The organism is Haloarcula sp. DT43, assembly GCF_037078405.1.
Lineage (GTDB): Archaea > Halobacteriota > Halobacteria > Halobacteriales > Haloarculaceae > Haloarcula > Haloarcula brevis.
Map to the genome: position 1 here is coordinate 30,539 of NZ_JAYMGZ010000008.1, position 20,151 is coordinate 50,689.

Below are 20,151 nucleotides of genomic sequence, written 5' to 3' on the forward strand. Positions count from 1 at the left end.
TTTCAGACGAACCCATGTGGGATTGAAGCTATCTATACGAATAGGGCTCACGCCCTGTCCCCTGCTGAGAGCTGTGCCGGCGCCGCGGCAGGTGCTGCCCAGCGGTAGCACCAAGGCCCTTGGTTCAGCGCGTTTTCTCTCGTCTCTCGACAATACCGCTCTTGGAGACCTTGCCTTTCTGGCGATAATCAACACGTGGATTGGTTTCAGGTGTTGCGTTGGTTAGTTTGCTCATCCTAGTTTGAGTGTTCACATACACCACTGTTTCCGGAGTAACATCCCTACGCTGGGCTGACCGGCGCCACGTACTGGCTCTTAACTTTCTCTCCGTCGCGCCACTGGAGGTAGTAGTACTCCCGATCGTCGATTGTCTTCGTCGTCAGCGTCCCCTTCGAGCGTGCGATCTCTGCCTGCTCGTACGCGTCGTCTATCTTCTCCTCCCAGTCGTCCTCGTCGTCTTCGCACTCCTCGGGCGCCTCGACGGCGACCGCGTCGTCCGTCTCGCTTGCTCCGAGCGCCACAGCCAGCTCGCTGACGGCGGCGACCGCCTGTTCGTACGCGTCGCGATCGTCTTGGCCGAGGGCCTCGGCGTCGATCCGCTTCAGCGCCGACAGGGCTTGGTGGGCGTATTCTTCGTCGCTCACACGCTAACCAACACAATCCAGAATAATAGGGTTTGTGTTGGTTAGGCCGAACCCGCCACTATCGATGTGTTCGCACACCCCACTGTTTCATGTGTAACAGCCGAAAAGAACGCCGCTATTACCGTTTGGCGACTTATTAGCTTAGGCGTCGATGTCGCCCAGGACTTCCTCCAGCGTATCGCGTAGGGCTCTAGCCTCTTCGATGTCTAACTTCGCGCCCATTGTCTCGTCGTACGCGAGGGGCTTTCGAACAATAGCTTCGAGAGTGACTGTCTGTGATTCGGTTCCGACGTTGATATCGATCGGGAGTTCGGACTGCTGACTGCCGTTATCGACGTAGCCTTCAATCTCTCGCAGCGTCGTGTGGTTGTGTGCCACGCTGGCGGGGTTAGGCGTTGACACTTAAGAACGTTCGCTTACCCTGCATATTGCAACTATATTCGTACGAATATCGAATCAGTGTCTGACATACTTATTTGTATCTCGGATATGTATACAGTATCTGTATATGGTATCGGTGAAACGAGCGGCCACGTATGTCGAAAAAGGCGGCGTTGGAAAGACGACCAGCGCGGCCCATATCGCCGTTGCAGCGCACGAACAGGGCGAAAACGTCCTGTTGGTTGACCTCGCTGGAACACAGAACGACCTCGCGACGCACTTCGGCCTCGATCTCGGCGAGGACGCCGAACGGATCGACGCGCCGATCTCCGCAGTCTTCGGCGACGACTGGGAGTTCCTCAAGGACAACGTCGACGACTTACTCGACCGCATGACCTTCGACACGGACGAGGGCCCCGACCTGATCCCCGCCGACCCAGGCCTCGGCGGCGCCGACAACAACCTCGCCAACGTCCCCCTGGAGGACCGCTTCGACAAGCTCGACGACTTCGTCGACGACCTCGTCGCGCCCGAGTACGACCTCGTCATCTTCGACCTCCCCGGGAAGGAGGACAACATCGCCCTCAACGGGCTCTTCGCGGCCCGCGATGTCGTCGCGCCACTGAAGCCCGGCGCGTTCGAGCGCGACCAGCTCCGCAAGCTCGACGCGACGCTCGACGAAATCAGCGACGACCTCGACGTGGACCTCGGCCTGACGCTGGTCATCCCCACAATCATCAACCAAAGCGAGAACCTCTCCGAAGAGTTCGTCGCGTACGTGCGCGAAGAGTTCCCTGAGGTCGTCGGCCACCCTGTCACGAAAACCGCCGACATCGGCAACAACCAGGACGAGGGCCGCACGCTCTACGCCGTCCCCGATGACGAGCTGTACTCGACAGGCGAGCGTGCCCGTGAATCGTACACCGCGAACACCGAACAACTACTCGACACCCTCACCGAACGATGACTGATGATAAAGACCCCGAGGAGCTACTTGCCCAGTCCAAAGAACAGAAACGCCACACCAGTGAACCATCATCCCCGGAGGATGGTGAGGGGCCATCACTCGAACAAGAGATAGCGAACTACTACCAGGCCATCGACGACGGTGAGGTTCCGCACAACCTCACGATGAGAGACGAATCGCTCGCAGCGCTGATGCGGGCCCTGGAGTCGACCGGACAACTTGACGATCTCGGTGCTGACGTTCGCGACCGACTCGACAGGACGCCCCGAGACGATGAATCACGCGGCCCAGTCCTTGCAATGCTTGTTCGTGTTGGCCTACAAGAAGTTAGGCCGGATCTGCTTGAATCCGGGAAATCTGGATTCAAGATATACCAGCAGAATCAAGATATCGAATTTTAATCTCTAATACCCATATTGTATCTGCATCCTGTATCTGTATATTGTATACAAGACACCAAAACAAAATGAACAAGACCAAACGCCGCGTGCTGAACACGCTGCTCGCACAGGACAACGAGTACTAGGGCGAGTGGACGAGTCGCCGCTCACTGTTCACGGTGGCCGTCGCACACACTGACCGCTCGCCGGAGGAAGTCCAGGGCGCGCTGGAGGACCTCGTTGACGACGGACTGGTCGAGGATCAGGGCGAGCGCTACCGCCTCACTGACGACGCCGAACGCGTTCCGCACCCGGGCGAGATTACGTCTCGGGATTAATTGCCACTGTTATTAGTTCGCATATCTTGAATAATGGCTTGTAATGTCAGATGAGTCAATAACGCCGGACGATATTATAAAAGATAAACGAACAATAGAAACTACTGTTGAAATTGAAGCCCATCAGGAAATACCCATAACAGCAGTTGGTGAACTGGAAAACGAATTCACCCAAAAGCTACTTCAATTGGTTAGAGATTTTGATGGGTACCAAATCGAATTAGAATCTACTGATGTGGAGAATGAGGAGACTATTGCAGATGTCTCATTGAGCGCCAAGACCGAGTAGATATAACCGGAAAATCGATTTTCGACTGTCTGACCATCTCTAGAGCCTATTCCTGTCAGAAAGAATCTATGGAAAGAAGTTGAGACTACACCGAGGTTAGCGGGGCAGTGATGCGTGGTTTCGGACGAATATGTGAGTAGAAACTACTTCAGATCGTCTCTTGAGCACCCATTCTTGTTATATTAGAAACCAATCCGGGATTCCCCGGGGCTGCACCCAGCGTCGCCACTGAGAAAACGGTGGTCGGTCGGACTGAGTGGCTTTCTACCCGATTCCAGTCTCCTTCTTCAGCAGCGTCAGTGTGTTGTCCGCCGTCACCAGCGGCGAGTGTTCGTACTCACCGGTCAGCTCGACCTGTACCAGCAGATCGACTGCTCGCCAGATGGAGCACAACAGACACGCGAACGCGAAGTAGAAAAACCGAAGTACGAAATCCTTCGATGTCGTCGCGGCCATAAATCGCTTGATGGACTTGTAGCCGCTCTCGATCTCCCAGCGGTAGCCGTACTCCGTGAGGTGTCCGCTCCCCCGATTCGTCATGAACACCGAATACTGCCGGTGATCGTCATGCTCTGAGTCCTCTTTCCGACGGTAGATCAGCGTCGTCTTGTGCCACTCGTTCTTCCCGAGATGGAGCTTCCGATCGGTCTCATACCGATCCTGGTCGCGCTGGAGCAATCGCTTAGCCTGGGCTTTCTCGCTGGTCTGCATCCGCTTGGGCACAACGTAGGAGAGTCCCCGCTGGCTAATCATCTCCAAAACGTGTTGACTGTCAAATTCTCGGTCCATCAGCACGTTATCGACGTGAACCAGGTCCTCGGCAGAATCAAGCAAGTCCTCTACGATCTCTTTGCGAGTCTCGCCTTTCCGTACCGGACGGGCATCAAGGACGAGCGGGACTGCGTTCCCGACCAGCTGGACTGTCGCCCACTGATAGGCGTACTCGTCGGTGTTCTCTTTCGTTCCGATGATCTCGTCCTCGTGGCCGGTTCGGTCGCCTGTGAAGGGATCGGCTTTGGTGATGTCGATGGCGACGATTCCTGCGCGGAAGAACTCCTCTGTCTCTGCGACCTCGTCAATGAGTTGCCGGACCGCCTGTCGATACATCTCTCGAATCTGCTCGGTAGAGAGATCACGAATGTGGTCGCGATGAGCGTGCCCGAGTGGTGTCCGCTCCCGCGTCGACTCGTGGACGAAGCTGCGAGCGCCTTCGTTGGCGGCCAAGTTCTCACGAAGCCCGAGATACGTCTGTAAGCTCCAGTAGGCGTTCTCGTGGATCTCACAGCCACCGCCACGATTGAGCGAGAACGCGGGGAAGACGACGTGGCTGACATGGTCAGTGATCTCCTCAGCCTGTTTTAGGACTAATTGGTCGTCGGGGTCTGAGTCCTCTCGATCGTCATCGTGGTGCCGAAGCTTTCGCTCCGGGTCACGTGGAACCGCGACACCTGCATTCTGGGCTTTGATGAGGATTGTTCGAGCCGCCGTCTCGACTGTCTCTCGGAGGTCAGCGGTGAAACGCTCGTGCCAGCTGCGCCACAGCGTCGACTGGTCTGGAATCGTCTCGAAAGCCAGTTGCTCGTAGAGGTCAGAGCGATGATCGAGGTAGTCGACGAGTGCTGTTTCGTGCTCCCACCCGTGGAGTTCCTTCAGAACAAACACCCGAAAGAGGGATTTCATCTTGTATCGTGTCGCGCCCCCATAACGGTCGTGAGCGGCGAACCGGAAGTAGGCCAGTGGGTATTGACATACAAAGTTTTCCACCGACCCGTGATGGTCGTGTTTGAACCACCGCTGCCCAACCGCTCGGATATCCTCCTGAAGCGCATCGAGTGAACCCCGATTGTAGAGTGGCGTCGAGTCGTAGGCAGGCCACTCAGTATACGGAGCCTGTGCAATATCCCGAAAGACGGCACGTCGAGAGTCAGACATTAGAACCATCAGTACTGGCTATGTGAAACCTCGAAGTGTGATACAAACGGTGTGCTGAATATAGTGGATGAGTTCAGCAGAGAGACTTCGTTTCTTTCGGATACTTCCTGCTGAATTACCAGAGGGGGTGCGAACTGGTCAATTTCGTCTCCGGTCCATTGTCCACCGTCGGTGACGAGTCGACACTCGGGCTGAAGTGCGACATGGTTATCCCTGTCTGGAGAGAAGGTAAGGGAATGGCGCCCTCTATTTCCACAACTGAGCGACAGCCGATCGGCAAGGTGTTGCTCTATTGCCCTGGGTGTAGTCACGAAAGTCGCATTAATGACGACTGGCTCATCCGCGTCCTCGCTGATTCTCAGACCTACGAGTGTCCGAATTGTGGTACAATGATACCCGCTCAAATCAATAAGAATTGACCAAGCGGAGAGGTGAATCCCTTCAGAGGGAGTAGCGTAAGCCCTCTATCTGCCAAATGTGACGAAACTCGGAGGTATTGAAATCGGTGTGCAAGATTGAGCAGCTGAAACAGCCGCTCGGTATGACTGCTGTACTGACCGACTCGCCCACCCCTGAAACAGTCTACTCCACCGACCCGAGTGTGTGCCAACACGCGGGTTCGGCCCCTCAATGTGAACCTTATTCTGATGATTCGGGTGAAAAACTTCGGGGCTTTTCGTCGTGGAGCACGAATCAGACCTGTGGAGTACGAAATCGGGGCGGAGGAATCGGTCAGCACGGCCGTCGTACGCGCGGTGAGCGCTGTCGAAGGCCGTAAACCGTGTTCCCTGCGACCACTGGCGGACGTCGTCGATCCGACTGCGCTAGATTCGTTGTTCGACCCGCGGTACGACGGAACTCCTCGGACGGGCGGACGTCTCTCGTTCGTGTACAGCGATTGTTGCATCACGATCGACAATGGCGAGTATCTCACGCTCCAGTTACTCGGAGACCGTTTCCGCGACGAACGCGATTAAGAATCCGCTGACAGTCGCGTCCGCTAACGGAGTAGCCAATAGCCGCTCGTCGCGAGATTACTGCTTGGGATCACGAGCGGTCAGCAACCCCTGGGCCATGAGTCGCCGGGCGATGACGACCAGCCCATTCCCGAATCCTTCGCCGAAGATCGCTTGTTCCTCCTTGGTGCCTGGCATGAGCGAACTCACGAGAATCGTCGAGCGGTCGACCAGCAGGAGCCGGCCGATCGCCGTCTCGTTTTCAGTAGCGTCCTCACCGTGTAACCACTCCAGGCCAGAGACGAACGTCATCGCGTCCGGCACGGCCGTCTGGATCTGCTCTTGCAGCGATTCCGTCAGCGCGCCGATGAGAAGGTCGACCCCGTTACCGACGTCGTTGAGAGTGGCAACGAGATCATCGGTCAGCAGTGACTCGTCGCCGACGACAAGAACGACCTCCTCGGCCGCGTTCTCGATGAGTTGGTCCGCCCGATTTTCGATCGCGTCCCGCCCGGACATCGCCCATATCTGCTGGACGGGGGTCTCGTCTTCCTCGACGATTTCGACCATATCCAGCGCATCGTGGAGGCGCTCGACCCGGTCTTCGTACTGGTCGCGCAGGGTCTCGGTCGCCTCGTCGAGCGGAACCGCCCGGAACTGCTGCGGGCTCGAATGCTGTATCTCGACCAGCCCTTGCGCCTCCAGTACTCGAATCGCATCGTACACCCGCGTTCGGGGAACCTCCGTCATCTCACTCAATTTTTTTGCTGTTCCCGTGTGGAGGCGGGACAGGCCGACGAAGCATCGCGCCTCGTATTCTTTCAAGCCGAGTTGCTGGAGGACCTCGATCGCTTCCTCCAGACTATCATTGGTAGTCATGTGTCCCAACCTCACAGGGTATATTCCAGTGAGTCTCTAATTAGTTCGCTCCCGACACGGATATGCATTGTCACTCAGTTCATGACTTCGAACTCGGACAGTGTGCGTGATGGGTGGTAATGTCGTCCAAAACCGCTTCAGGAACGAGTTTCCAAAACCTATTGTGAGTCTCCCAGTGACTACAGGTCGATACAAATTTCACTCGACGGAGGCGCCCACGAACGGACTTTTTGAGATTCACTCGCTTAATCACAAAAAATATTTATCGGGCGAGACCGATTTCGCTCCTAGTACGCGGTCCAGTTCTGTCTCCCGACCACCACACTACTGCGTGCCGACTCGGTCACTCCCCGTGGCTGGGCTCACAGCGACCCACATTCGCCAGATCGATGACCAACAATCCAGACGAGGACCCACAGTCCGTCGCAATCGAGCAACTCGAACGGTTCGGGTTGAGTGCCTACGCCGCGCGGACGTTCGTCGCGCTCGCTAGTCTCGGCACGGGGACAGCCAGAGACGTCAGCCAGGTTTCAGCGGTACCGCGAACTCGGGTGTACGACGCGATCGACGAGCTACACGACCGGGGGCTCGTCGATATCCTCCAGTCGTCGCCCAAGCAGTTCTGGGCGATCTCCGGCGAAACCGCGAGTCGGACGTTCGAACACGAGCTACAGCACCGCACGGAACTCCTTCGGTCGGCGCTGAGGGAACTCGAACCCATCGAACAACGAGCCGAGCAGCGCGGCGTCTGGACGGTAGACGGGCAGACGTCAGTCACGGAACGAGTCCTGGAGTTCTTCGCGAATGCGGAAGAGGAGATCGTCTACATGACCGTCGAGGACCTCCTCACCGAGGACCTGATAGAGGGGTTAGGCGAGGCCGCAGAACGGGGCGTTTCGATAAAGCTCGCCGGAGTGTCGACGGATGTCCAGGAACGCATTCAGGACGATATCCCCGGCGCGACGATGTTCGAGTCGCTGTGGGTCTGGTCGGACACGTCGGCAGGACGACTCATGATGGTCGACGGTCGGAAGACACTCGTGAGTGCGCTCGTCAACGGTGCGGACGCGAGTCCGTCCGATCCGCGGTCCGAAACCGCCATCTGGGGCGAGGGTGAGGCGAACAGTCTGGTCGTGGTTCTGAAAGCGATTTTCACCTGGCGACTCGAGACGGAGGAGCGATCTTGACGGAATCCAGTGGGAGACGTTGACCTCAGGGAGTCGACAGCGACACTTCTTCAGGGAGCGAGTCGAGCACCGTTTCGAGCTGTTCGTCGGGAGTGTACCGGACGGAACCGCTTCTGTGTTCGAATTCGAGGACGCCGTGCTCTGCCAACTTCGGCAGGTGGACGTGGTGTAGTTGGATGGCGAGTGCTTCTCGGTCCTGCGCTGGGCCGTCTTTTGAGTCAGAACCACTACTGTGGAACTGTTCGACGAGTTCGTCAACCGTGGTAGTCCCGGTAGCCTCGTGGCGCAAGTGGTGGATGATCCGGCGTCGGTGCCTATCGTCGACGAACTGGAGCCATGCGTCGAGACTGTGGGTCGTCATACTGCCTTACTCTCTACCCATGTACATTAACTGTAGAGATTTTTACGATTGAGAAGATTTTGATTATGTGAGTGACGCCCGAACCCTGTACATCCCTGCGTCACTGGTCACTTGGTTGCTGTACTCTCTCACTACGTCACCCGGTTAATCAGAACTCATCTGATCGGTAAGATGTCGTCACTCGAATCCTCCGTGAACCGCACATTACGGCTCTACCAGGGTGCAGATAAAGCTGTGTCAACACCAGTTCTTTTCGGCTTCGTTGAAATGCGTTGATGATTATCGGTTCCCCCAGTAGTGTGACCGAATGCAGGCCCTCCCGAAGTCGCCGTTGCTCCGACTTGGCTCGGCGAACTGTTGCTCGGTACTCTCCGAAGTCCTCGAACCGATGGTAGTACCGGATCTCGACCACGGGACTATCCGTCTGGAGACCCTATGCTAGAGGATGGCAGATAATAGGAGCGGTCGAGACAAGCAAGCGCGAGACGCTGAGAGACGCCAGCAAGAGCGTGACGTCGCCACGGAACTGGAGCGAGGAGACGAAAAAGAGCCACCGGTCGAGGCGGCGGAACTCGGCGATTTCGAGGTGGAGCTCGAAGCAATGAACTTCCCGGCGACTGGGGCCGAGATCGTCGAGACGTTCGGCGACCACACGATCGAATCGGTCACGGGGAGCTACACGATCGAGGATCTCGTCCCGGAGACGGACGAGGAGACGTTCGACTCCCCGGCTGCCGTGCGAGTGCAGGTACAGCGGCCGACAGTTGCTGCGGCGATGAAACGAGTCGTCGAATCCAGTAAGACGCTTCGAAATACGGAGTTCAGTTGGACACAGCGCAAAGCGTACGAGATGACCTTCAAGGAACTCGAATCGATCGACGCCGATGACGACGACGAAGGGATCACAGCCATCAGCGACTGGATCGTCGATCAAATCCACGAGAAGGAAAAACTCCCGGCATCCCGGGCTGTGCGCCGACAAGCGGCGAAGTTCTGTCGTGGGAACGGCTACCAGGTACGGGTCGACGAGTGGCTCGGCATCTAGAGCGACGGTCACGGGCACCCGTGGAAGCGACTGCTGGAACGCGCCAGGCGTGATCGATACGCATACCTCTCAAACGGCTGTTTCAACAGTTTCGAGGCGGAGCCCCCGGCCTCAAGACAATGGCCACAGGAAGGGGTATTCGGGATCAAGATCACCAATACCCACGCATTCTGTTGCTAGTCGTCTTCAGCTGTTGAAGACGTGCTGGCATGCAGGGGCTTGACCTTGATACTGCCAGAGCTACTTGCGGTGACTTCGCACCCCTGATACTCGAAGGTGAGGTGTACATCACCGACAGCGGCTCTACGAGGGGTGACGAGTGAATCGAGAGCGTCCGGGTCTACGCTTGCGTGCAGTGGGTCCATGTCGGCGGGTCCGTATCTGAGGCTGCTGCGACGACGCTTACGACAGCCATACTCGCGACTTCATCGGTAACGCTGAAATGGGCCTGGTAGAGTTCCTCCTCCGCGTGGTATTCTATCGACTCAAATTCACAGAGACCCCGCAAGCGAGCGAGTGTTCGGTCTGGGATTCTGTTCTTGGTGGAGTGCGGAGAGTCATCATCGATCATCACCTACTATGCTCGTCCAACTTGGGTGACGTTGGCCATTTCATACACAATAGAGTATTTAAGGAGCACGCGAGGAAGTCAAGAGCGCGACTCGGTGAGTGCTTGTTCGATGAGTCGGCGATTCCCTCGTCGCAGGCGGGCACCGAGGGCTTGCTGTGACACATCGAGTTCATCAGCCATCTCTGCCAGCGTCGTGTCTCGCGGTGAATTGAAGTACCCGCGGTCATACGCCAGCGTCAGGGCTTCACGTTGGCCATCAGTCAGGTCCAGCTTCGCATCCAACGGGCGGAGTGCGTGGAGTTCCGTCAAGGTGACCCGGACGCCGTGGTCGTGACAGTAGTCTCGAAACGCCGCGATGGCCTCTCGGCTTTCGCCGCGAAGTTCGAACGTCCACTCTTCTGCTGTCCCGATCGCTGATAGGAGGACGATTTCAGGCACGTTCAGGGCGTCGAGTACGCTGTCGTACCCCGAGGTCCACTCACACCGCAACAGATACTCCGATTCGACGTGATCGATAGCGCGGATGTCTCGGACGCCCGGGTGCTCAGAGAACTGATCGACGATCGAATCGGACTCCGTACCGCGGACCCAGAAGTAGGGCACCACACCTTTTGTAACCGGAATAACCCGTTCGAGTTGCACGACCACGTCTGGTAACTCAGTGAAGACGGTACCTAAAGGGAACTCGTTAGATGGGAGTGTGAATTCGGCGTCAGTAGCCATGCACCCAGATAGGTGCTGCGTAGGTATGAGTGCGTTCTTCAATTGAGGTTGATCGTCGTAGCAACTGAATACCGGCGATTTCGAACCAGAACATCTTCGATGCTTTTCTGTAATCCAAAAGCGCGCTGTATTCAGCAGAGTCGGCGAAACCTATCACCAGCTGAGGGTTTCAACAAGGCCGAACTAGTGACGATCACGGGCCGACGCAGCACCGTTCGTGGGTGAGTCACTCGCGACCGTTCGTCGCGATTCTGAGCGCGGGTTGACCGTAGTCGGGCTGGTTCGTGACGGAACAGTCTCCACAGACGAACACGCCATAGTTGAGCCGGGGGATGAGGTGTTCGTCGCCGGCAGCGACGAGGGGATACAGCGGTTCGAGCGAACCGTGCATCCTTGAGAATCGAACCAATTCGACTGACGCACTCCGCTGCTCTCGATATGTCGGTCGTGTCTTAGTTTTGTGTTTGCTGCCCGAGGGTGACGGACTGGTGGTGACTGGTTACTGAACTCAGGATACACCTACAGTAGCAAACTGAAGAGGAGATAGGAGCCGATGACAGAGAGCGAGGGTGCCAAAATCCAGAGGATGACGATTCGGCGTGTGGCGGCCGGGTCGAACAAGCTCTCTGCGCTGAGCTCGTCGATGTGTTCCTCCCCGATCGGGGGAACCGGTCTGTCTCTGTCCCGTCGCCCCGTCCGCTCGCCAGCCGTACTGCTCGCCAGCTCGCCGATGGTCGGGCTCGTCGGTCTGTCATCCGACCCCGTAGACGCCGCGAGGGCACCCGTGGTGAGGCCCGCAGCCAACTCACGCTCGGTACGTCGGGTGGCGATCTCCGCGAGCGTGGCGGCGCGACTCGCTCGTCCCCAGCCGAGTCCGATGATACAGCAGGTCGTGCTCACCGCGAGACTCGCCGGAATACCGAGATACGAGAGGACCGTGATGATGGTCGCCCCGATGCTCGAGACGACGAGTGCGGCCAGGATGGGCAGGTCGGTGATCCCATCACTGACCGTCGCGAGCGTCCGCCGGGCGATCGTGAACCCACCGAGGCCGATAGTAGCGACGGCGAGCACGATGCCTTGCTCGATGGTGATCGACCCGTTGCCGACGAGCGGCGCGACCGCATTCGCGGCGTTCGACGCCCCTGCACTGAACCCCATGTAACACGCGATTGCAATGACCAGAAACGAGCCGACGAGGTCACGGGGGGCTGCGTTCGTATTGAGGCGGAGGCGCGGAACCCTCCCCGAGCGATCGAGCTGGACGAGGTGCCGCTCGAAGCGCGTGAACGACATATGGGCCTCTAACTGGGGGTACAGATATCGGCCGACGATGGCACCAGTCACGAATCCGAGGAGTGGCGCAACGATCCACGCGGAGACGATCGTGAACATCAACGCCTCGTTGAGCGAGTCCGTTGCCAGACCGAGCCCGACGATTGCACCCACGGCAGTCATCGACGTCGAGGCGGGAACCCCGTAGAGATTCGAGAGCAAGAGTGCCAGACCGCTGAAGAACAGAACACCGACGGTCGCTATTGGCGAGAACTGCACCGCCGGAACGATGCCGTCGCTCATGGTGACGATGACGTTCCGACCGACCGTCCACGCACCCAGAAACGCGAAGAGCGTGAACAGGGTTGCGGCAGTGGCCTTTCTGACGAGGCGACTCCCGACAGCAGGTCCGAACGCGACACCGGTCGACGACCCGCCGATGTTGAATCCGACGAAGGCAGCCACGAGCAATCCCACGACAACGAGTGTAGATACCATATTCAAGCGGTCCGTGTTCCTATAGTTCGGCGCGGAGACGTAATTCCGTGTCCCCCCTGGATCGTCGATGGACGTCGATGTATTCGACCCGGCGGCTGATACCGATACGGACCGGTCTCTCACTCAGTGGTGGGTCCCATCGGGAGCGGTGCTGTTCGCGAAGATGGCTTGACTTGGCCATCTACATCTCTCGTCATCTGCGAGCGCTTGCGAGACCGGTTTTCCCATCTCGCGGGTCATCGTTTCGGCGTACTTGCGCTTGTTCTCTCGCAGGACCTCACCGGCAGTTGCAAGCAGTTGTTCGCGTTCCCGAACCGGCCGGAGGCGCCGGTCTTCGAACGCTGGCGACGGACTCGGTCGTGAGCGCGACCGCCATCTGGTTCGCCGTGTCCAAGTCGCCGGGTCGAGGGGTACGTGTATCACCGTTGGAGTAAGTCTACAGGATGAACGTGACAATGGCAAGAACGACGAAGATGATGACCAGCCATTTGGCGATATCCATACTGATCCCAGCGACACCTCGGGCACCGAGCACCGCTGCGACGATCGCGAGAATCAAAAAGAGGACTGCAAGCTCAATGAAACCACCCCCGAACTGCAACGGCACCGCCTGGATCGAGACCGCGCTATCCAGAACTCCGTATGAGGTTACCATAGCATATCTACGGCTCTGGAGTATGTTAAACCCCCGACATATTCATTCCTATCCTGTTTTTGAATAACCGGGTGACTCTGTCCGGGTAGACTCAATTCACCCGATTAATCAGAATACATTCTTGTTCGGAAAATCGGGGCTACTATTCTGTCGTCAGCCGTATTGAGCTGTACTGTGTCCCGAGACGACTACGAAGCGGAACTGTCTGCCGGTCGAGAGGAGATCGCATCCATACTAAGCGGTGTGGCGGAGGGAATCCGCACAGGTGCCGTTCGGTTAGGCGAGAGCCCGGATGCCGTGACTGTCGATACACCAGACGAACTCACGCTGGAAATCGAACTCGAAACCGAAGAGGACGCGATGAGTCTGGAACTGGAGCTGGAGTGGACCGTATCGAGTGAAGCGTCTCCTGTTTCGTCCCTCGACGTTACTCCAGAGGGAGAGGACGAGGAGGTTGCGCTTTTGGGAGCCACTGATGGAGCACAATCACTGGCTCGATTCGAAGTCTACCGGGCTCGAGATGAGGAATGGCGCTGGCGACTCCGTCATCGAAACGGGAATATCATTGCGAGCAGTGGCGAGGGGTACACTCACAAACACAATGCCCTGAAAGGCCTCCGGAGTGTGATAGCGAATTCGGCAGACGCAGCAATAACTGAAGAGATATGGTAGAGATAGGTAATCTCATACTTGATCGACTGAATACGAGGTCCGCCGATGGGTCGCTGGCGCCTGGCCACTTGGCCGAACGTTGGTCAGCGAGGATGGCGGGACGGAGGACGAAACCACCACGGACGGTTCTGACACCGTCTCACCACCGCACATGTATGAGTGCCGAACGTGTGATCGAGTCTATGTTGCCACCGACAAACGCACGTGTTCTACGTGCGACAGTGCCGTCGAATGCCGACGAACAGACGATCTTCCCTACGCTGAGTGGATAGGTGCTCGTCACATGAGCGCACTGGAAACCTCGACCCGCGAAGAAGTGGTCGCGGCGATCACACTCAGCGAAGAAGACGGACGAGTTACCGTTTTTACTGACGGCACATTCGACGATTCCCTAGCGACGTCCCTGGTGATTGATTGACCAACGGGGGGTAAAGACACGCATGGTTGTTGAGTCGGATTTGCTACTTCCGTTTCTTGCCGGGCTAACACTCGTTTTGGCCGTTGCACATACGCTTGGAATCGTCGCTGATCGACTCGGGTTTGCACCGGTCGTCGGTGAACTCCTCACCGGGTTGGTGCTTGGCCCCTCGGTTCTCGGGGTCGTTGCTCCTGCGGTCACGGCTATCGTCGTCCCTGTCCCCGATCGACTGGCAGCCATCGCGTCGCTCGGGCTCATTCTCCTCCTCGTACTGGCCGGAACGGAAGTTGACGTTCAGACGGTGAGTCGCTATGCCCGACCGACGATAGCGCTCGCTACCGGAGCCTCCGTCGTGCCGTTCCTTCTGGGGTTCGCGTTGGGATGGGCGCTCCCCCCGAGGTTTCTCGTCACCCCCGGGCAGCGACTGCCGTTCGCACTGTTCTTGGCGACGGCGCTGAGCATCTCGGCGGTCCCCGTCGCCGTCCGTGTGCTGATCGACCTCGACGCGATGGACCGAACAGTGGGCCAACTCACCCTCACCGTCGCTGTCGTTATCGATGCAGCTGGGTGGGTTGCGCTCACGATAGTTTCTGACATCGCTCGTGAGGGACAGATAGAGCCGTTTGCGGTCGGCCGAACACTCGTCGTCCTCGGTGTATTCGTCGGAGGTGCCGTTGTTCTCGGGCCGCGAATCGTCGATACGCTCTTCGATGTCACCACATACGTTCGATCGCCGGTGTTGACCGGATTTTCGATCGTCATCGTCGTCGGGCTTGCGATGGCCGGGGGGTCGCTCGCAGTTGGATTGGAAGCCGTTCTCGGCGCGTTCCTCGCAGGCGTTCTCGTGAGACATCGACTCGACGCGGAGACCGAACGAGTATTTCAGATGGTGGCGCTCGGACTGTTCGCACCCATCTTCTTTGCGACGGCAGGGTTACGGGTTGACCTGAGCGGACTGTTCACGCTGGATACGCTTCTGGTCGCAGGCGTCACACTCGCCGTTGCAGTGCTGGGAAAGGCACTTGGCGTGGTACTCGGAGCGAGATTTACTGACCTCTCCCGAGCAGAAACCGTCTGCCTTGCCATCGGACTCAACGCTCGCGGCGCAATGGAACTCGTCGTGGCAGCCCTGGGCTTGGCAATCGGAATCCTCACGCCCACCATCTATGCCGTCATCGTGCTCGTCGCCATCGTCACGTCCGTCATGACGCCGCCACTGCTCCGGCGTGCGCTCGTGAACCTTCCAGACGACGTACCCTCTGGGACGGTGTGATTTCTCTTATCAGATTGCTCAGTGACCGGCGGCGACGCCGAGGACCACGACGTGGTAGACGACGACGGCGATGAACACGACGTAGAGAAGCCCGGCGAGGAGGAACGGGGCTGGACGCATTCGATTCGTGGCTGTGAACTGCGTTCGCAGTAGGACCGCCCCACCACCGATGAGCGCGAGAACCGCTGACAGCGTGTTCAGGAATCCAATCGTCCCCCACGAGACACCGAGGTCCCAAGAGGTAAACAGGATACCGAGCGTGGCAGGAAGCGTCCCCTGGAACACCATCGCGCCCGTGATATTTCCGATCGCGAGGGTATCCTTCCCCTCACCGATCCAGATGACGGAATTGAATTTCTCGGGGAGTTCGGTGGCCAGCGGTGCTAACAGGAGGGCAATCAGCGCTGCGGGAACGTCCAGCACCTCCGTCGAGAAGAACTCGACCTCGGTCACGAACAGATGGGCACCAGCGATGATCACGAGCAGCGCACAGACGGTCTGCGTGACCACCATCCACAGGGGAGGTTCGTCGATGGGGACGATGGCCGATCCGAACGCCGGGAACGGTCGCTGGCCCTCGGTTAGCAATCCCCTGAGGTGCAGCCGATCGAGTTCTTCCCCGACGATCAGCTGGCCGGCTGCGAGTGTTTGCTTGACGTACAGGGCATACAGGGCGACGAGCCCGAGGGCAATACCGATACGGAACCCGCGGGTTGGAACGAACGCGGCCACCACCGCGACCGTGTATCCGACGAGGAAAAACGAGAGGTCACGTCGGAGGGCCGGCACGTCGGCCTCGAAAATCGGGCCGGCGTCGCGACGGCTGCCGAAATAGAGCACGCTCGCGCCGACTAAGGTCATCGCAATAGTCGCAAGCATAAACGGCGCACCGAGGATAGCCCCCACACCGATCGCGTCGGCAGCGGCCTGGTCCCCCCGACCGAGGAGGACCGAAACGATGGCAATCACGGGGATCATCGTCTCGGGTAACGCCGTCCCGACTGCGGCCAGGATGCTTCCGGTCGCGCTCTCGCTCACACCGAGGTGATATCCGAACCACTCGACCGAATTCGTGAAGATCTCCGCGCCACCGAGGAGTAATGCAAACGCGCCAAGGAGGAGCCCGAGGTTCAGCAGCGGAATCGAGAAAACGTCTACCGTTTGGAACATGGAGGTGTGTTCAATTCAACTGTCGTCCTGTTCGTAGGCATCGAACCAGCTAGTGACGGCCTGCTTGAGTGCCCCGGTCGTGCTCCCGAGGTTCAGCATCTGGTAGCCGTTCGTCGCTTTTTCGTTGACATCGTCCATTCCGAACCCGAGACCCGCAGCGGGGACACCCGCATCGATAGCTTTCGATCGAACCGTCTCGACGGCTTCCTGCACCATCGGATGATCGATCTCACCGGGGTGACCGAGCGACACTGAGAGGTCGAACGGGCCGATGAAGACGAATCCCAGGTCCGGGACGGCCAGGATGTCGTCCAGGTTCTCGATGGACGCCTCGGTCTCGATGGTCACACCGACGAGGGTTTCTCTGTCTTCGGTCGCAATGTAATCGTCAGCGAGACCCCAACGAGACGCCCGTGGCGAGGCCAGTCCTCGATCACCGGGACCATCGTCGTAACGGAACCGTGCGGATCGAACCGCATCGCGGACTTCGTCGGCGGTTTCCACGCGGGGGAGGAACACGTTTCTCACACCGAGGTCCAGCGCTTTCCGGACGAGCGTTGGATTCGTATCGGGAAGGCGGAGAAGTACTTCCACCCCAGTCCGTTCGGCTGCGCGGAGCAGGTCTTCCAACTGACGTGCATCCCACGGGTCCGGTCCACCGTGTTCGAGATCCACCCAGACGAAATCGACGCCGAGTTCACCGTAGAACTCCACGAGCGTCGGGCTGTACGTATTGTCGAGGACACCGAGAGCGATACCGCCGTCGTTCAGGGTCGCGGCGAGGTCGTTGGCTGGCTGTGAAGCTCTCTTTTCGTTACTCATCGCAAGCGGAGCATTCGGGACACTCGTATAAAACAACCAACAGTTTTCACCGCACACGCGATTGTGATTAATCGAGAGAAAGGTGGTAGTCGGACGACCGCTGAGTGGGTACGCCTCACGTCCACCGAGGGTCCGTCGTGGAATCGGAATCGGTACAACCCATCGTCGTCGTCGGATTTGTTGTCGGTAAATGCAGAGCCCTCAACGGCTATGGAATACTGGTTTGACAATCCGACGCTGAGTCACCTACCGTTCGACATCGCACCCGACCGGCACGGCCGTCTGACTCAGTTGCTGATGGACTCGATTGATCGTCCGGTTCGTCGGTGAGGGTGAGCCCACCCCCAGACGAGCCGTGATGAACACGTGCAGAGGCTTCTGACGTAGTCGGTCAACAGGCACTCACTCTCTGCGGCTACGACGCATTCTTCAGAACGACACGTCGGCTTCGTCCGTGGGCCCCACCGCTGCCGGGGAGGGGTTCGTACCACGATCGTCGTAGTATTTACGGCCAATATACTCATCGCTCACGTTCCCGATGATGGTCGTGAACAGCTCGTCGGCCGTGGTGTACCTCTCTTGACCGACGTGACCGATGATCGTCGAGATCGTTTCGGTCTCCTGGGTGTCCGGGGCCTCGATTTCGGTCGCTCCGAGTTGCTCGATGACCGAGTGTTGATCGATCGGAAAGCTGAGTTCGTCTTCGAGGAATGCGAGTACGGTACGTATCTTCATCAGATACCCGGATACCCGTTCCCCACCCACATAAAGTGACAATAACTTACAAATAAGTCGTTTTTTGATTAACTGAGATACTGTACTTGACACACCGTTGGCAGTGACACGTTCGCCCTTGGTTTGCTCAACACGGTGTACCCGGTGAACTTCGGTGAGAGTATCTCAGAGATATCCATGGATAACTCTCTAGGGTGGGGGGTCGGGAACGGTTATGCCTGTCCCTGCCCTGATATTCGAGGGAGGGACGCGAGAAGTGATGTTTGAGTGGGGGATCTAACTGTATCGGCCATATGCATTGAGAGAGCCAGTCTCAACTACAGTCTATGGACATTCCATACAGCGACATCCAGTTTAAAGCAACATTTGCCAAACTACCGTAGAGCCATAAGTCTGGCGTGGGTCTGCTGTCCCAACAAAATTATCAAGTAGTAGTGAGATTGGTTCAGTATGCCGAAATCGGCTGATTCAGATTCAGAACCCGGAAAGCACGACGGTTCCCCCGGGATTGAGCGGACGAAGCCCTGGCACTCCGCCGACGACGTGCCTTGGACACTCCTCACCGAGTCCCAGCTCGCCGACGCCTACGAGGCCGTCGTCGTTCCGGCGCTGCGCGCGGACGGCCAAAACCCCGAAACCGACCGGCCATCGTACGAGTGGCTTTCGAACAACGGCTTCCGCGGGCTGACGTACGCGCTGAAAGAGTACCACGACACGACGTTCGCCACGTTCTGGTCGGAGACCCTGGGCTACGACACCGAATCCAGTGGCTACGACTGGGATATCGAACACGACGAGACACGCGAGTCCTTTCAGGAGTATCTCGAGGCCAAGCAATCGGCCGCGGACGACTGGACGGACAGTACTCGTGAAACGATTCGATACCGGCTTGCTCGCTATGCTCGATCCTACCGAGAACGCCACGGCACCGACGATCTCCTCTCACCCGTGGATGCCGACAGCGACATCACGGAAACCGAAGCCGTCGACCGCTGCCGGGAGACCTTCGCCTACATGTCGAATGAGTACGCTGAGTCCACCATCGCACGTGTGCACGATGCAATCCGCACGTGGTATGGCTGGCTCGTGGAACGCCGTGTGGCGACTGTCAACCCGACTAACGGCGCTGAGGATTGGTTCTCGTGGACTCGCTCGTCGGACAGTGACCCGGTCGCCCTTGAGCCCGAGCACGTCCGGGCGATGTTCGACGCCGCCATCACCAGCCGCGATCGGATGCTCATCATCGCACTCGCGGGCTGGGGCCTACGGGCCGGCGAGGTCGCGGCGCTGCACCAGGACCAGCTCCATCTGGATGCCGACGAACCGTATATCCAGTTCGACGAGCGAAAGAACGGGCCGGGGACCGTCGCCATCGTCTTCGGCAAAAAAGTCGCCCAGCGGCACGTCTCTCGGGTGGATAGCTATCTGTTCCCCTCGGACCGCTCGAAAACCGGCCACGTCGACGGAACCACAATCGCCGGGTGGTTCCACGACCTCGCCGACACGGCTGGGGTTCCCGAGGAGATCGACGGTGTCGCTCGGAAGCCACATATGGGCCGCCGGTTCTGGTACGACGCCTATTCAGGCACGACGCAGGACCTGCTAGAACATGTTCAGGATATCGCGGACGAACAGGGCAGTGCAAGTGCGAAAGTCGTGTTCGAGGACTATCTGACTGACGAGCGAAAGCGAGAACTCCGACGGGAGTTCATGCGAGAAAAACTAAGTGTGGCCTTCGACACGAGTAATCAGAGGATGTAGTGGAGCATTCCATAACTTTCCAGTAAATCCACTCAAAATTGCCAGAACGCTCTTCGGAAGCAGGTTATTGGTCAGGTAGAGCGGTTGCTCTAGAGTAGCGGAGCGTGTCATAGAAAGCCTCCCAAGGGAGGCCGCAGGGTTTGGAAACTGTGTCCAGCAGTACCAACGCCCTGCAAGACGTAGCTTCGGTAGACGACTTCTTGAATGCGGCGGCTACCG

The 20,151-nt window shown here is 58.2% G+C and carries 24 protein-coding genes and 1 pseudogene; 12 read left to right on the forward strand and 13 right to left on the reverse strand.

Annotated features, from left to right (window positions below; genetic code table 11):
- Positions 1 to 281: 281 nt before the first annotated feature.
- Both VI123_RS19055 and VI123_RS19060 read right to left on the reverse strand, forming a co-directional pair.
- Positions 282 to 644, reverse strand: a complete 363-nt coding sequence (locus VI123_RS19055) for a hypothetical protein (protein ID WP_336339653.1) — start codon at positions 642 to 644, stop codon at positions 282 to 284.
- A gap of 141 nt (positions 645 to 785) precedes the next feature.
- Complete coding sequence (locus VI123_RS19060) at positions 786 to 1,022, reverse strand: hypothetical protein (protein ID WP_336339654.1); 237 nt, start codon at positions 1,020 to 1,022, stop codon at positions 786 to 788.
- A gap of 130 nt (positions 1,023 to 1,152) precedes the next feature.
- Between VI123_RS19060 and VI123_RS19065 the strand changes: the two genes are divergently transcribed.
- From VI123_RS19065 to VI123_RS19080, 4 genes are all read left to right on the forward strand, one after another.
- A complete protein-coding gene (locus VI123_RS19065; RefSeq protein ID WP_336339655.1) occupies positions 1,153 to 1,992 on the forward strand; it encodes a ParA family protein in 840 nt (279 codons plus the stop codon).
- Complete coding sequence (locus tag VI123_RS19070; RefSeq protein ID WP_336339656.1) at positions 1,989 to 2,393, forward strand: hypothetical protein; 405 nt, start codon at positions 1,989 to 1,991, stop codon at positions 2,391 to 2,393. Before VI123_RS19065 ends, VI123_RS19070 begins: the two co-directional genes overlap by 4 nt.
- A 158-nt stretch (positions 2,394 to 2,551) precedes the next feature.
- Positions 2,552 to 2,710, forward strand: a complete 159-nt coding sequence (locus VI123_RS19075) for a hypothetical protein (protein ID WP_336339657.1) — start codon at positions 2,552 to 2,554, stop codon at positions 2,708 to 2,710.
- A 43-nt stretch (positions 2,711 to 2,753) separates the two neighbouring features.
- Positions 2,754 to 2,999, forward strand: a complete 246-nt coding sequence (locus VI123_RS19080; RefSeq protein WP_336339658.1) for a hypothetical protein — start codon at positions 2,754 to 2,756, stop codon at positions 2,997 to 2,999.
- Positions 3,000 to 3,263: 264 nt separating this feature from the next.
- On the opposite strand, the gene VI123_RS19085 is transcribed toward VI123_RS19080, so the two are convergent.
- Complete coding sequence (locus tag VI123_RS19085) at positions 3,264 to 4,940, reverse strand: transposase (RefSeq protein ID WP_336339659.1); 1,677 nt, start codon at positions 4,938 to 4,940, stop codon at positions 3,264 to 3,266.
- A gap of 638 nt (positions 4,941 to 5,578) precedes the next feature.
- On the opposite strand from VI123_RS19085, the gene VI123_RS19090 reads away from it, so the two are divergent.
- Complete coding sequence (locus VI123_RS19090) at positions 5,579 to 5,908, forward strand: HalOD1 output domain-containing protein (protein ID WP_336339677.1); 330 nt, start codon at positions 5,579 to 5,581, stop codon at positions 5,906 to 5,908.
- 57 nt (positions 5,909 to 5,965) lie between these two features.
- On the opposite strand, the gene VI123_RS19095 is transcribed toward VI123_RS19090, so the two are convergent.
- Complete coding sequence (locus VI123_RS19095) at positions 5,966 to 6,766, reverse strand: TrmB family transcriptional regulator (RefSeq protein WP_336339660.1); 801 nt, start codon at positions 6,764 to 6,766, stop codon at positions 5,966 to 5,968.
- A gap of 389 nt (positions 6,767 to 7,155) precedes the next feature.
- On the opposite strand from VI123_RS19095, the gene VI123_RS19100 reads away from it, so the two are divergent.
- Complete coding sequence (locus VI123_RS19100; protein ID WP_336339661.1) at positions 7,156 to 7,953, forward strand: TrmB family transcriptional regulator; 798 nt, start codon at positions 7,156 to 7,158, stop codon at positions 7,951 to 7,953.
- Between the two features lie 25 nt (positions 7,954 to 7,978).
- Here VI123_RS19100 and VI123_RS19105 read toward each other — a convergent pair whose 3' ends face one another.
- Entirely contained in the window at positions 7,979 to 8,314 is a 336-nt protein-coding gene (locus tag VI123_RS19105) for a DUF7344 domain-containing protein (protein ID WP_336339662.1), read from the reverse strand.
- Between the two features lie 445 nt (positions 8,315 to 8,759).
- Here VI123_RS19105 and VI123_RS19110 point away from each other — a divergent pair, with 445 nt between their 5' ends.
- A complete protein-coding gene (locus VI123_RS19110; RefSeq protein WP_336339663.1) occupies positions 8,760 to 9,359 on the forward strand; it encodes a DUF5789 family protein in 600 nt (199 codons plus the stop codon).
- 176 nt (positions 9,360 to 9,535) lie between these two features.
- Here the strand turns inward: VI123_RS19110 and VI123_RS19355 are convergent, their stop codons facing one another.
- Positions 9,536 to 9,724: a HalOD1 output domain-containing protein gene (locus tag VI123_RS19355; protein WP_407067026.1), complete on the reverse strand. Its 189-nt coding sequence runs from the start codon at positions 9,722 to 9,724 to the stop codon at positions 9,536 to 9,538.
- Between the two features lie 284 nt (positions 9,725 to 10,008).
- The gene (locus VI123_RS19115) at positions 10,009 to 10,653 is read right to left on the reverse strand and encodes a helix-turn-helix domain-containing protein (protein WP_336339664.1); all 645 of its coding nucleotides are present in this window, start codon (positions 10,651 to 10,653) and stop codon (positions 10,009 to 10,011) included.
- Positions 10,654 to 10,870: 217 nt separating this feature from the next.
- On the opposite strand from VI123_RS19115, the gene VI123_RS19120 reads away from it, so the two are divergent.
- A complete protein-coding gene (locus VI123_RS19120; RefSeq protein ID WP_336339665.1) occupies positions 10,871 to 11,050 on the forward strand; it encodes a TrkA C-terminal domain-containing protein in 180 nt (59 codons plus the stop codon).
- 122 nt (positions 11,051 to 11,172) lie between these two features.
- On the opposite strand, the gene VI123_RS19125 is transcribed toward VI123_RS19120, so the two are convergent.
- The 3 genes and pseudogenes from VI123_RS19125 to VI123_RS19135 all read right to left on the reverse strand — a co-directional run bounded on the left by VI123_RS19125 (position 11,173) and on the right by VI123_RS19135 (position 13,081).
- A complete protein-coding gene (locus tag VI123_RS19125) occupies positions 11,173 to 12,426 on the reverse strand; it encodes an inorganic phosphate transporter (protein ID WP_336339666.1) in 1,254 nt (417 codons plus the stop codon).
- Between the two features lie 177 nt (positions 12,427 to 12,603).
- Positions 12,604 to 12,768: pseudogene (locus VI123_RS19130) on the reverse strand (aldehyde dehydrogenase family protein); the annotation flags it as partial.
- Between the two features lie 94 nt (positions 12,769 to 12,862).
- On the reverse strand, positions 12,863 to 13,081 hold the full coding sequence (locus VI123_RS19135; protein ID WP_336339667.1) for a DUF1328 domain-containing protein: 219 nt from the start codon (positions 13,079 to 13,081) through the stop codon (positions 12,863 to 12,865).
- Positions 13,082 to 13,255: 174 nt separating this feature from the next.
- On the opposite strand from VI123_RS19135, the gene VI123_RS19140 reads away from it, so the two are divergent.
- The 3 genes from VI123_RS19140 (at position 13,256) to VI123_RS19150 (ending at position 15,444) form a co-directional block, all read left to right on the forward strand.
- The gene (locus VI123_RS19140; protein WP_336339668.1) at positions 13,256 to 13,753 is read left to right on the forward strand and encodes an amphi-Trp domain-containing protein; all 498 of its coding nucleotides are present in this window, start codon (positions 13,256 to 13,258) and stop codon (positions 13,751 to 13,753) included.
- 283 nt (positions 13,754 to 14,036) lie between these two features.
- A complete protein-coding gene (locus VI123_RS19145) occupies positions 14,037 to 14,171 on the forward strand; it encodes a hypothetical protein (protein WP_336339678.1) in 135 nt (44 codons plus the stop codon).
- A gap of 22 nt (positions 14,172 to 14,193) precedes the next feature.
- On the forward strand, positions 14,194 to 15,444 hold the full coding sequence (locus VI123_RS19150) for a cation:proton antiporter (protein ID WP_336339669.1): 1,251 nt from the start codon (positions 14,194 to 14,196) through the stop codon (positions 15,442 to 15,444).
- Between the two features lie 18 nt (positions 15,445 to 15,462).
- Here VI123_RS19150 and VI123_RS19155 read toward each other — a convergent pair whose 3' ends face one another.
- The 3 genes from VI123_RS19155 to VI123_RS19165 form a co-directional block, all read right to left on the reverse strand.
- Entirely contained in the window at positions 15,463 to 16,614 is a 1,152-nt protein-coding gene (locus tag VI123_RS19155; protein ID WP_336339670.1) for a sodium:calcium antiporter, read from the reverse strand.
- 15 nt (positions 16,615 to 16,629) lie between these two features.
- Positions 16,630 to 17,436, reverse strand: coding sequence for an HpcH/HpaI aldolase family protein (locus VI123_RS19160; protein WP_336339671.1), 807 nt, complete (start codon positions 17,434 to 17,436; stop codon positions 16,630 to 16,632).
- 429 nt (positions 17,437 to 17,865) lie between these two features.
- A complete protein-coding gene (locus tag VI123_RS19165) occupies positions 17,866 to 18,171 on the reverse strand; it encodes a DUF5789 family protein (RefSeq protein WP_336339672.1) in 306 nt (101 codons plus the stop codon).
- A gap of 450 nt (positions 18,172 to 18,621) precedes the next feature.
- Here VI123_RS19165 and VI123_RS19170 point away from each other — a divergent pair, with 450 nt between their 5' ends.
- Positions 18,622 to 19,932, forward strand: a complete 1,311-nt coding sequence (locus VI123_RS19170) for a tyrosine-type recombinase/integrase (RefSeq protein ID WP_336339673.1) — start codon at positions 18,622 to 18,624, stop codon at positions 19,930 to 19,932.
- Positions 19,933 to 20,151: the final 219 nt, after the last annotated feature.